The organism is Bacillus sp. FSL H8-0516, assembly GCF_038635285.1.
Classification (GTDB): Bacteria; Bacillota; Bacilli; order Bacillales; family Bacillaceae; genus Bacillus; species Bacillus safensis.
This window is the reverse complement of sequence record NZ_CP152051.1, coordinates 1,538,590-1,551,320: the sequence shown is the minus strand read 5'-3', so window position 1 is coordinate 1,551,320 and position 12,731 is coordinate 1,538,590. Positions and strand designations below refer to the sequence as shown.

General features: G+C 42.9%; 11 protein-coding genes. All 11 read right to left on the bottom strand.

The window, feature by feature from the left end:
- Positions 1-7: 7 nt before the first annotated feature.
- Positions 8-340: a putative DNA-binding protein gene (locus tag MHB67_RS07665; RefSeq protein ID WP_012009935.1), complete on the bottom strand. Its 333-nt coding sequence runs from the start codon at positions 338-340 to the stop codon at positions 8-10.
- Positions 341-483: 143 nt separating this feature from the next.
- Positions 484-1,470 (bottom strand): signal recognition particle-docking protein FtsY, encoded by a 987-nt coding sequence (ftsY, locus tag MHB67_RS07660; RefSeq protein ID WP_024424194.1) that lies wholly within the window; start codon positions 1,468-1,470, stop codon positions 484-486.
- 21 nt (positions 1,471-1,491) lie between these two features.
- On the bottom strand, positions 1,492-5,052 hold the full coding sequence (gene smc, locus MHB67_RS07655) for a chromosome segregation protein SMC (protein ID WP_212048391.1): 3,561 nt from the start codon (positions 5,050-5,052) through the stop codon (positions 1,492-1,494).
- A 105-nt stretch (positions 5,053-5,157) separates the two neighbouring features.
- A complete protein-coding gene (rnc, locus tag MHB67_RS07650; RefSeq protein WP_008344850.1) occupies positions 5,158-5,901 on the bottom strand; it encodes a ribonuclease III in 744 nt (247 codons plus the stop codon).
- A 181-nt stretch (positions 5,902-6,082) separates the two neighbouring features.
- Positions 6,083-6,316: an acyl carrier protein gene (acpP, locus tag MHB67_RS07645; RefSeq protein ID WP_003212028.1), complete on the bottom strand. Its 234-nt coding sequence runs from the start codon at positions 6,314-6,316 to the stop codon at positions 6,083-6,085.
- An 81-nt stretch (positions 6,317-6,397) separates the two neighbouring features.
- The gene (gene fabG, locus MHB67_RS07640; RefSeq protein WP_024424196.1) at positions 6,398-7,141 is read right to left on the bottom strand and encodes a 3-oxoacyl-[acyl-carrier-protein] reductase; all 744 of its coding nucleotides are present in this window, start codon (positions 7,139-7,141) and stop codon (positions 6,398-6,400) included.
- Positions 7,141-8,085 (bottom strand): ACP S-malonyltransferase, encoded by a 945-nt coding sequence (fabD, locus tag MHB67_RS07635; RefSeq protein WP_024424197.1) that lies wholly within the window; start codon positions 8,083-8,085, stop codon positions 7,141-7,143. Before fabD ends, fabG begins: the two co-directional genes overlap by 1 nt.
- A 16-nt stretch (positions 8,086-8,101) precedes the next feature.
- Entirely contained in the window at positions 8,102-9,100 is a 999-nt protein-coding gene (gene plsX, locus MHB67_RS07630) for a phosphate acyltransferase PlsX (RefSeq protein WP_024426965.1), read from the bottom strand.
- Between the two features lie 15 nt (positions 9,101-9,115).
- Positions 9,116-9,682, bottom strand: coding sequence for a transcription factor FapR (gene fapR, locus MHB67_RS07625; protein WP_024424199.1), 567 nt, complete (start codon positions 9,680-9,682; stop codon positions 9,116-9,118).
- Between the two features lie 112 nt (positions 9,683-9,794).
- Positions 9,795-11,843 (bottom strand): ATP-dependent DNA helicase RecG, encoded by a 2,049-nt coding sequence (gene recG / locus MHB67_RS07620; protein WP_212048388.1) that lies wholly within the window; start codon positions 11,841-11,843, stop codon positions 9,795-9,797.
- Positions 11,821-12,723 (bottom strand): L-serine ammonia-lyase, iron-sulfur-dependent, subunit alpha, encoded by a 903-nt coding sequence (gene sdaAA, locus MHB67_RS07615; protein WP_024424200.1) that lies wholly within the window; start codon positions 12,721-12,723, stop codon positions 11,821-11,823. Before sdaAA ends, recG begins: the two co-directional genes overlap by 23 nt.
- Positions 12,724-12,731: the final 8 nt, after the last annotated feature.

Here is a 12,731-nt window from a genome sequence, read left to right as displayed (position 1 = left end):
CCGCCTCCTAATCTAATTTCTCAAGCGATTCAATTAAAGCTTCTGCTTCTTCCGTTTGCGCAGAATCAGCTACAAGCTCTCTCATTTTTTTGAGAAGTTCTTTACGCTCTTTAAATTTCTTAAACAAGAGCAGCTTTTCTTCATATTGTTCAAGCATCGCTTCAGTCCGTTTAATATTATCATAAACAGCCTGCCTTGATACTTCATATTCATCCGCAATTTCACCGAGGGAAAAATCGTCTAGGTAGTAAAGCGACATGTAGCTCTTTTGCTTTGCGGTCAACAACGATTGATAGAAGTCAAACAAGTAATTCATTCTCGTTGTTTTTTCAAGCGTCATGGGCTCTCTCCCCTTTGTTAAGTTCATTCCCTTTACATCAACTAAGTTTACACGGTTCTCTTCTGTGTGTCAAGTTTTTATCTTGTCACTTCATGAAGCGGCGTATAAATAAAAATGCCAGCAGTTTCGCCGGCATTTTTATGTTAGTCTTGTTGATCAATTACGTCTGAGAATAATCCATACACATACGATTCTGCATCAAACTCTTGCAGATCGTCCACCTTTTCACCTAAACCAACAAGCTTCACGGGAATGTTCAGCTCATTTCGAATCGCAAGAACGATCCCGCCTTTTGCAGTACCGTCAAGTTTTGTTAAAGCAATTCCTGTGACATTTGTCGCTTTAGAGAATTCCTTGGCTTGTGCCATGGCGTTTTGACCTGTTGTCGCATCAAGGGCGAGCAATACTTCATGAGGTGCATCTGGAACCTCGCGCTCAATGACTCTCTTGACCTTCTCCAGCTCTTTCATCAAGTTGACTTTGTTTTGAAGTCTTCCTGCTGTATCGCAGATGAGGACATCCGCATTTTTCGCTTTTGCTGATTGAACGGCATCATAGATCACCGCTGCTGGATCAGAGCCAGCCGTTTGTTTGACGACAGGAACACCTGAACGCTCTCCCCACACTTCAAGCTGCTCGATGGCACCGGCACGGAACGTATCACCTGCTGCTAAAATGACGGATTTCCCTTCATTTTTCAGCTTGTTTGCAAGCTTGCCGATCGTCGTTGTTTTCCCAACACCGTTGACGCCTACAAATAAAATGATATTCAAACGCCCGTCTTCAATGTTCAGCGCAGAGATTTGTTCCTCTCCGCTATTGTAGATATCAACCAGTTTTTCAGAAATGACCGCTTGTACTTCGCTTGGGTCTTGAATGTTTCTTAATTTCACTTCTTTTTTCAGCTCATCAATCAGTTCCATCACAGTTGTGAAACCGACATCAGCTCCAATCAGAACCTCTTCCAGCTCTTCAAAAAAGTCTTCGTCGACCTTGCGATAGCGGGAAATCAGTTCATTTACTTTTCCTTGGAAGGAGTTTCTCGTTTTTTCGAGTCCATCTTTAAACTTTTCTGATACTGAATCGGTTTGCTGCGTAAATTTTTCTTTTAATTTCTTAAAAAAGCTCATTGGTTCAAAAACCTCCTTTAATTACTGGACAAGCTCTTTCGTTTCTTCTAGTTTGACAGATACAAGCTTAGAAACACCTGATTCCTGCATGGTCACGCCGTAGAGCACATCGGCTTCTTCCATTGTTCCCTTGCGGTGCGTAATGACAATGAACTGTGTTTCCTGGCTGTATTTCTTTAAATATTGCGCAAAACGGAAAACATTTGCTTCATCAAGTGCCGCTTCTACCTCATCTAACACGCAGAATGGAACAGGTCTCACTTTTAAAATAGAGAATAGTAAAGCGATCGCTGTTAAGGCTCTCTCTCCGCCTGAAAGAAGGCTTAAGTTTTGCAGTTTTTTCCCTGGCGGCTGCGCGACAATATCAACGCCAGAGTTGAGTAAATCATTTGGATCTGTCAGCTTAAGATCTGCTCTCCCACCGCCAAATAATGCTTGGAAAACAGATTCAAAATGCCCGCGGATTTGAGAGAATGTCTCAGAGAAACGCTTTGTCATCTCTTGATCCATTTCTTCGATGACTTGGAATAATGTATTTTTCGCTTCTGTCAGATCATTTCGCTGTTCTGTTAAGAAGAGATAGCGTTCATTCACACGTTCATACTCGTCAATGCTGCCTAAGTTCACTGTTCCAAGCTCTTCAATCGCTAGTTTGATCAGCTTCACTCGTTTTCTTGCTTCATCTGGCGATAACGTCAACTGATACATCTCTTTTGCTCCTTCAAACGAAAGGGCATATTCTTCGTTCAAATAAGCGATCAGGTTGTCGAGCTCGACTTCCATACGGCCAAGCTTAATCTCTTCATCTTTTAAGCTTGTGGTGAGCTGCTTATACAAACGTTTTTGTTCTTTAAGCTCACGTTCAGCGAATTCTAATGTTTCAGAAAGAGCGAGACGCTGCTTACGACGCTCTGAAATGAGTGCGGTTGTTTTGTTTTTGTTTTCCAGCTTCTCTTTCGCCGCTTCTTCCAGCTGTTCGGCTCCGCTTGAACTAGATGACATTTCATTTGTTAAGAGTGACAGATCTTCTTTTGTTTCCATCAGCGTCTGTTCCGCTTCTTCTAATTCAGCCATTAAGCTCGAAAGCTTTTCTTGTTCATTCGCTAAGGACTGCTCTTTTTTGGCAAGCGAGATTTTCAGCTCTGTTAATTCAGCTGAAATGGTTTCCTTCGTTGAGCTTTGCGTCTGCTTACGCTTTGTTAATGTATTGATTTCTTGATCAAGAGCCGTCAGTTTCTCACCTATAGAGGCTTCTAGAGCGACCTGCTTTTTGTCCTTATCCGCAAGTTCAGTAGAACGCTGCTGCAATTCTTCTTTTTCTTGATCATAGAGTTCAAGATGAGCATTGATATTTTTTTCTGCAACTTGCAGTTCGTATAGCTTCCCTTTGAGATCTTGCTGCTTTTCACGAAGCGTTTCGCCGCGCTGACGCAGTTCGTTTAATTGGCTTTCGTTTACTCCGATCAATTGCTTTGTTTCTTTTGTTTCTTTTTCAAGGATCGTTGTTTTCTCTTCCATTTCAACGAGCTGCTTTGTTAACGTTTCGATCTCCCGGTTTCTTGAAAGAAGAGAGTTGTTCTTTTTCTTTACGCCGCCACCAGTCATTGAACCGCCGGGGTTTACGACATCTCCATCAAGGGTCACGATGCGGTAACGATGTCCAAGCATTTTCGCCAGTTCATTGGCGCCTTTTAAGTCTCTAACGATCAGCACAGTTCCAAGCAAATTCTGAATCACCTTTTGATACTTTTCGTCAAAGGAAACGAGGTGACTCGCGACGCCGATAAATGCAGCATGCTGCTCTGCTGTTTGAACATCTCTGAGCTGAATGGTTCTTTCTTTGATCACGTTCATTGGCAGGAAGGTTGCACGTCCAAAGGAGTGCTGCTTTAAATATCCAATCGCTTGTCTCGCAGCTGCTTCATTTTCTGTAACGACGTGCTGCGTGGCTGCACCCAGCGCAATTTCAATCGCTGTCTCATACTGCTGATCCGTTTGAACCAGCTCTGCAATGGCACCATGAATACCGCCTAACCGTTCTTTTGCCTTTAAGACCTCTTTCACTCCTTGGAAAAAGCCTGAGAAGTCTTCCTGCATGGATTCAAGCATTTCTTTTTTGGATTTTGCCTGCTGAACGTATTGATAGGCTTGGTAAAGAGCCGTTTCTTTTTTCTCGTATTGACGTTTTATTTGCTCAAGCTTTTGTTCTGCTTCTCTAAAGCGTTTGACTTGAGCCAGAATGTCTTCTTCCAGTGCTGAAAGCTGCTGCTCAGCTTCTGTTTTCTTTTCTTTGACAGACACTCGTTCTTCGATATGTTTTTGGTTATTTTGCGTCAGCCGCTCTAGCTGCATCGCTGCTTGGCGCTGCTGTTCTTCTAGTAATTTACGTTCATTTCGGATGGAAGCCTGTTCATTGAGCAGATCAAAATAATCGCTTTTCAGCTGTTCAATTTGACCTTCCACATCTTCACTATGAAGCGACAGTTGATGCTGCTTTGTTTTCACTTCATCTTTTAGCTGGTGCACTTCTTTTTGCAGGCTGTCCCGCGTGATTTTCTGCTGCTCAATCTTTTCGGTTAACAGCGCCTGCTTTTCAGTTAAGCGAACGAGCGTTTCTTCAAGCTGTCCTTGGTTTGCGGCCGCATTTTTTTTCCGTTCTTTTAGCACTTCTTTTTTTCCTTCAAGCTTTTCTAATTCTTCACTTGTGAAAAGAAGAACTTCTTGCAGGTCATTAATTGATTCGTCAAGCGCTTGAATGCGGTCTCTCGACTCTTCAATTTTGGCTTCTTTTGTTTGGATATCTGTAGACTGCTTCATTTCATCTTGTTTGAAGCGCTCGACTGCTTCACCAAGTGTTGTCCATTTTTCATGAAGTGCTTCGATGTCATGGACAGTTAGGGCAATTTCGACATTTTCAAGCTCTTCTTTTTTTTGCAAATAGTCCTTTGCAATGGATGCTTGCATTCTTAATGGTTCTACTTGATCTTCTAGTTCATGCAGAATATCTTCTACTCGGTTTAAGTTGTCCTGCGTTTCAAACAGTTTATTCTCGGCTTTTTTCTTTCTTGTTTTATATTTTAAAACGCCAGCCGCTTCTTCAAAAATACTTCTTCTCTCTTCTGCCTTGCTTGATAGAATTTCCTCTACCTTTCCTTGGCTGATGATTGAAAAAGCTTCCTTTCCAAGACCTGAATCCATGAAAAGATCAATAATATCCTTTAAGCGGACAGATTGATTGTTTATGAGAAATTCACTTTCTCCTGAGCGATAGACCCTTCTTGTCACACTGACTTCGTGAAAATCGATCGGTAAAAAGTGATCTTCGTTATCTAACGTTAAAGTCACCTCTGCTAGATTGACTCTTTTTCTTGAGTCACTTCCTGCAAAAATGATATCTTCCATTTTTCCTCCGCGGAGGCTTTTCGCTGATTGTTCTCCAAGTACCCAGCGGATGGCATCGGTAATATTACTTTTGCCGCTTCCGTTTGGTCCAACAACAGCTGTGACCCCTTTAACAAAGTCTACGGTCACTCGCTGTGCAAATGATTTGAATCCTATCACGTCTAAACGTTTGAGGAACATGAGAGTGATCCTCCTTATGTATTTAAAGTACTATCATCTTACCATATGAAGTGAAAAAAGATGATGGAAAACAGAGTGAAATCCCCCTGAATAACGAGGGGGATTTTATTGGTTCATATGATGTTTCTGCAATTTAGCAAGTGCTTCCTGTGCAGCGTGCTGTTCTGCTTCTTTTTTAGAGCGTCCATTTCCAATTCCGAGCACTTCACCTCGAAGGGATACATTTGCTTCAAATTCCCGGTTGTGTGCAGGCCCTTTTTCATGCAGGATACGGTATTCAAGCACACCTTTTCCATCGCGCTGTACAAATTCTTGCAGCTGGCTTTTAAAGTCCATGACGTGCGAGAATGCTCCATCGTTAATTTTCGGATAAACGTACGCTTCTAGGAAGCGTTCAACTGGCTCCAGCCCTTGATCTAAATAAAGTGCACCGATAAACGCCTCGAATACGTCCGCTAAGAGTGCTGGGCGTTTTCTGCCGCCTGTCATTTCTTCACCTTTTCCTAAAAGAACAAGGTCACCGAAGGACAGCTCGTGTGCCAGTGATACAAGTGACGGTTCACATACGATCGCCGCTCTTAGTTTCGTTAAATCTCCCTCGCTCATCGCTGGATATTTTGCAAATAAGAATTGAGAAATGGTCAATTCTAAAACAGCATCTCCTAAAAATTCAAGTCTTTCATTATCCTCGTATGGCTTTTTCCGGTGTTCATTCACATAAGAGGAATGGGTAAAGGCTTGATATAGAAGCTTTTCATTTTTAAAGTGTACAGAAATGCGCTGCTGGAATTCTCTAAATTGCTCTAGTTTTTTGCTCTGTTTCTGTTTGTCTTTATATTGTTTTGGCATAGCAACCTCCAGGTAGGCGTAATCGCCTTTAAGGATACTGATTATATGGAGTCTCTCTTTCTACATGCAGGGAAACATTGCTCCCAGCATCTGAAAAAGGCTGACAATTGATCAGCTGAATGTGTTGAAACTAACATAAATTTTCAAAGTCCCGTCGAAAGTAGACGGGACTTTGTTACGCTTATTGCTGGCTATTTATGTAGTTCACAGCGTCACCGACTGTTGCAATTTTTTCAGCATCTTCGTCAGAAATTTCCATATCGAACTCATCTTCAAGTTCCATAACTAGCTCAACTACATCAAGGGAATCAGCGCCTAAATCTTCTTTAAATGAAGCTTCCATTTTCACGTCAGCCTCATCAACGCCAAGGCGGTCTACAATAATTTTTGATACACGCTCTAATACGTCTGCCATTGCCTTTCACCTCCCCTCAAAGTATTATAGTTGAATTGTTTTTAAAAAACTAGAGAAAACCTAATGAAATTTTGATATTTCTTAGGACATGACCATTCCGCCATCTACTTGGATGGTTTGGCCTGTAATATAACCTGCTCCTTCTGAAGCTAAAAAGACAACGACGTTGCTAATATCTTCAGGTGCACCAAAGCGTGCGAGCGGAATTTGCTTGAGCATTTCCGTCTGTACATTTTCATCAAGCTTGTCTGTCATATCTGTTGAAATAAAGCCTGGTGCTACTGCATTAACAGTAATATGACGGGTTGCCAGCTCTTTTGCTGTTGTTTTCGTTAATCCGATGACACCAGCTTTTGCTGCAACATAGTTTGCTTGTCCAGGGTTTCCACACACACCAACGACTGAAGCCAAATTGATGATTCTTCCGCTTCTTTGCTTCATCATTTGACGTGTCACGGCTTTTGTACAGTTAAAGACACCTTTTAAGTTTATGTTAATGACATCATCCCATTCATTCTCTTTCATTCTCATGAGCAGGTTGTCCTTTGTGATCCCTGCATTATTCACAAGAATGTCAATTGAACCAAAGGTATCAATTGCTTGTTTCATCATGGCTTGTACTTCTTCAGCATTTGAGACATCAGCTTTCACAGCAAATGCCTGCTGGCCGAGTGCTTTGATTTCATCTACGACTTCATTTGCTTTTGCTTCGTTTCCAGAATAGTTCACGACAACATTTGCACCACTTTTCGCTAAATCAATCGCGATGGAACGGCCAATCCCGCGTGACGCTCCTGTTACAACGGCTGTTTTATTTGTAAGCATCAAGAATCCCCCTTGAGTGTTTGAATGGCTGCTTCAATTGTTTCTTGATCTGAAACGGAAATCGTCGTCAGGCGGCGATTCACTTTTTTCACAAGACCTGAAAGAACTTTGCCAGGACCAATTTCAATAAATGTTGTGACGCCTAAATCAATAAGGCGTTCCACACTTTCTTCAAAACGAACTGGAGAATACAGTTGTTCAATGAGCTTTGTCTCAATTTCATCACGAGAAGTCACGATGTCTGCTGTTACGTTTGAGATGACCGGAGTTTTGGCATCCGCAATATCCAGCTTTGACAAAACATCTGTAAATTTTTCAGCGGCTGGTTTCATTAATGCAGAATGGAAAGGTCCGCTCACTTCAAGGGCAATTGCACGTTTTGCACCTTTTTCTTTCGCTTTCTCTGAAGCAAGTTCTACTCCTTTTGCTGTACCAGAGATCACGATTTGACCAGGACAGTTTAAGTTAGCGAGCTCTACAAGGTGACCGCTCTCTGTCACTTCTTTTGTCACTTCTTCAAGTGCCGCCTTGTCTAAGCCAAGAATTGCTGCCATGGCGCCTTCTCCTGCTGGAACAGCTTCATTCATTAATTCTCCGCGCTTTCTGACTGCATAAACAGCATCTTTAAACGAAAGTGCGCCTGCTGCAACGAGGGCAGTGTATTCACCAAGACTGTGTCCTGCTGCATAATCTGCTTTGATTCCGCTCTCTTCAAATTTCTTTAAAATGGCGATACTTGTCGTTAAAAGAGCTGGCTGCGCGTTAAAGGTGAGCGTCAGTTCTTCTGCATCCCCTTCAAAAATCATAGAAGATAAGTCAAACCCGAGGGTATTGTCTGCTTCTTCAAAAACAGCTTTAGATACTGCTTCTTGGTCAAATAAATCTTTTCCCATGCCAATTTTTTGAGAGCCTTGGCCTGGGAATAAAAATGCAATTTTAGTCATGCTGCTTTACCTCCAATTAAGACTCTTTCGTCGTTTCTTTTTGGACTTCTTGATGAATGATAGCTGAAACATCTTTTTCTACGATATCACGGGCCTGACGAATTGCATGGAAAATGGCATTTTCATCAGAGGAGCCGTGCGCTTTAATAACAGGTGCCTTTAAACCAAATAAAGCGGCACCGCCATATTCGGAGTAATCCATTTTAGATTTCATCTGCATCAATTTCGGCTTCATCATGCCTGCTGCAATTTTTGCTGTGAAGCTTGATGTTAAGGTTTCTTTCAGCATTTTAAAAACAGAAAGGGCTGTGCCTTCAATTGTTTTAAGCGCAATATTACCTGTGAAACCATCTGTGACAACAACGTCAGCAACACCTTCTAATAAGTCACGGGACTCTACATTTCCTACGAAATTCAAGTCGGAAGCTTTTAATAATTCAAAGGTTTTTTTCGTTAAATCGTTGCCTTTTTTATCTTCTGTTCCTACATTTAACAGTCCAACACGTGGATTGCTCTTTGGGAAAACACGCTCTGCGTAGATTGATCCCATCATGGCATATTGCACGAGATGCTCTGGTTTAGCATCAACGTTGGCACCAACATCTAGTAATAAGAAGCCGCTGCCATCCAGTGTTGGCAAAGTTGGGGCAAGGGCTGGTCTGTCAATACCGTCAATTCTGCCTACGATAAACAGTCCCGCTGTCATGAGGGCGCCAGTATTTCCTGCTGAGATGCAGGCATCTGCTCGTCCCTCGGATACTTCCTGCGCCATTTTCACCATAGATGAATCCTTTTTACGTCTGACTGCACGCACTGGTTCATCCGTCGGTTCGATGACTTCTTTTGCATCTAAAATCGTGATGCGATCGTTGTTTGTTATGTATGGTTTGATTTTGTTTTCATCGCCGACAAGTGTAATCTCGATATCTGAAAATGCTGTTAAGCTTTTTTGCACACCGTCAATAATGGCTTTAGGGGCATGATCTCCCCCCATTGCATCGACTGCAATTCTCATATTACGTGCCACCTTTTACTTTTGTTTTGAGCGATACATGACGAAGTCACCTGAGAAGACAACTTCCTCACCAACATAGCTGTTTACTTCAACTACGGTTCTTCCTTTTTCTTTATCATGTGAGGCTACTTTGGCTTTAGAGACGACTCTTTCGCCTTGTTTCACCTGCCTTGTAAACCTGATATTCGCTTTTGCAGTCAAAGCCAGTTCATCGTCAATGACGGCAACTGCCAGCGAATTTGCCTGGGCGAAGAGATGATGTCCCCTGGCAATTTGGTTTCGGCTGAATACATGCTCTTTTCTCACTTCTAAAATGGAAATGGCTTGGTCATCAAGTTCTACATCAATCATTTCTCCAATCACTTCATCCAGTGGAAGTGACTTTACTTCATCCTCTAATGTCTTTTCGGCCACATGCTTAATTCTTTCGCGTAATTCAGGGATCGACAGCTCTAAACGATCAAGACGAACCGTTTGTATGCTGACACCGAATTTACTTGCCAATTCTTCATCAGTAATGAATGGAGTCGAGCTGATCGTTTGCTGGAGAAGCTTTTGACGTTCTTTTTTATTTAGTTTCATATGCAGACACCATCCGTACATTTATGACTAGGTACTAATAGTAGTATATAATCTCATAGATGATAAATCAATCCTTGTTTCAAAAAGACAAGAAAATTCCTCCAGCGTTTGATCAGCTTAATTTATCTCCTCCCAGCACACCGCTGTCTATCAGGGTTTGCCGAAGTTCTTTGTATTCGCGATCAGTCCAAAAGGCGTCCGATTGGACAAGGTCTGCTGCATCTTTTCTAGCCGTTTCCAGCGCTCTATAGTCGTGAACCATATCTGCTACCTTAAATTCTGGCATCCCGCTTTGTTTTTTACCGAAGAAATCGCCGGGTCCTCTTAGTTCTAAGTCCTTTTCAGACAGCTCAAAGCCATCGGTTGTTTCGGACATGATCCGCATCCGCTCTTTCCCCGTTTCTGACTTCGGATCAGCCATTAAAATACAAAATGATTGATGTTCTCCTCGTCCGACCCGGCCTCTTAGCTGATGAAGCTGAGACAGTCCGAAGCGGTCTGCATCATAAATGACCATGATGGTTGCATTCGGTACGTTGACCCCAACTTCAACGACTGTGGTTGAAACGAGAATTTGTACTTCATTTGCGGTAAAGGCTCTCATGACCTGATCTTTTTCATCACTTGCCAGCTTCCCATGCATTAAGCCGATTGACCACTTGCCGCGGTATGCCACAGTGAGCATGCTATGGACATCAAGCGCATTTTGCACATCCAGCTTGTCTGATTCTTCAATGAGCGGACAAATGATATATGCCTGTCTTCCTTTTCTCAGCTCTTTATCCACAAAAGCAAGAATTCTCTCAAGCATGTCATGCTTCACCCAATACGTTTCGATTTGTTTTCTGCCAGCTGGCAATTCATCAATGACGGATACGTCCATTTCTCCAAAGACAGTGATCGCAAGTGTTCGCGGAATAGGTGTGGCCGTCATAAATAAGACATCTGGGTCCTGCCCTTTACTTCGCAGTTTTTTCCGCTGCTCTACGCCAAACCGGTGCTGCTCATCTGTGATGACAAGACCGAGCTGCTGAAATTCGACTTCGTCTTGAATGAGTGCGTGCGTGCCGACTAATATGTCAATCTCGCCTTCTTTTAAACGTTCAAGCAATTCTCTGCGTCGCTTTCCTTTCACAGAGCTTGTCAAAAGGGCAATATTCAGCCCCCATTTTTCAAACAGCTGGTAAAGTGAATCGGCATGCTGCTCTGCCAAAATTTCTGTTGGGACCATTAATGCACCTTGAAAACCTGATAAATGAGCGGCATAAAGCGCAATGGCTGCAACAGCTGTTTTCCCTGAACCTACATCTCCTTGAAGCAGCCGGTTCATTCGATATGGAGACGCCATGTCCGACATGATTTCATCAAGCACTCTTGATTGTGCCTTTGTCAGCGGAAATGGCAAACTGTTAACAAACTCAAAAACAGCCTCTTTAGAAAACGGATGCTGGATGCCTGATGTTCTCTCTCGTTCTTTCTTTCTAATCGCCTGCATCTTCAGCTGAAAAATGAGAAATTCCTCGTACACAAAACGGCGTCTTGCTTGCTTGAGCGAGTCTCTTGTTTCTGGAAGATGGATGGTTTTTAATGCTTCCTGATAGGACATGAGTTTATAGGCAGAGACAAGCTGTTTTGGCAATGGATCTTCAGCTTTGTCTGCATAAAGTGACAAGGCCTGCTTTACAAAGCGTCTCATCATTTTCACAGTCACATTTTCTTTTACTGAATAAACGGGCTCTATACTGCCATCTTGCTCGTGCGTCCCTTTTTTAAATTCCTGCACCATGATAGATTGACGGTTTTTATCCCATTTTCCTGTAACGGAAACTGTATCACCTAACACAAGGCTTCGTTTTAAATATGGGCGATTGAAACAAATCGCTGTAATGAGAAAACGCCCGACAAGCAGCCTGAATGTCAGCCTGCTTCGTTTTTTTCCATAATAGGTGAGAACGGGCTCACTATGTACTTTTCCTTCAACTGTGACACGTTCGTCATGTTTGACTTCTTCTAAGTTACGAAGCTCATAGTCGTCATATCGATAAGGAAAGTAGCCGAGTAAATCGGCTACTGTGTAGATTCCAAGTTCATTGAGTGTTTTTTCGGTTTCCTCTCCAATCCCCTTCAGGACAGAGACATTATCTTGCAGTTTCTGTATCACGGGATGAGGTCACACCTCCGAAAATCTTCTTTTCAAGCTCTCTTGCTGTCGGTGTCGCAGCGAGACCACCTTGTGCAGTTTCGCGAAGAGCTGTTGGCATCGTTTGACCGATTTTGTACATCGCATCAATGACTTCATCACAAGGAATGCGGCTAGTGATGCCGGCAAGAGCCATGTCTGCTGCGATCATGGCGTTAGATGCACCCATTGCGTTTCGTTTCACGCAAGGTACCTCGACAAGTCCCGCTACTGGATCGCAAACAAGTCCAAGCATATTTTTCAGTGTAATCGCCATCGCTTCTGCAGATTGCTGCGGTGTACCGCCTGCCATCTCGACAATCGCTGCTGCCGCCATACCTGATGCAGAACCTACCTCTGCCTGACAACCGCCTGCTGCACCGGAAATGCTGGCGTTATTGGCCACAACAAAGCCAAATGCGCCAGAAGTAAATAGGAATCTGACCATTTGTTCCTTTGTTGGCTTTAATGTTTCTTTTACTGCAAATAACGTACCTGGTACAACACCTGCTGAGCCTGCTGTAGGCGTTGCACAAATGGTGCCCATTGCGGCATTGACTTCATTTGTTGCAACAGCCTTACTGACAGCATCTAATATCGTATGACCAGACAGTGTTTTGCCTGATGCGATATAGGCTTGAAGTTTGACTGCATCTCCGCCTGTTAAGCCTGATAATGATTTCACACCCTTCAGCCCGTTTTCAACGGCCTGCTCCATCACTTCTAGGTTGCGGTACATTTGGGAGAAAATTTCTTCACGTGACTTCCCTGTCACTTCCATTTCTTGCACAATCATAATTTCTGAAATGGAGGTATTCCGTTCTTCTGTTAGCTGCACGAGTTCTTTGACGTTTTTAAACATCATTCATA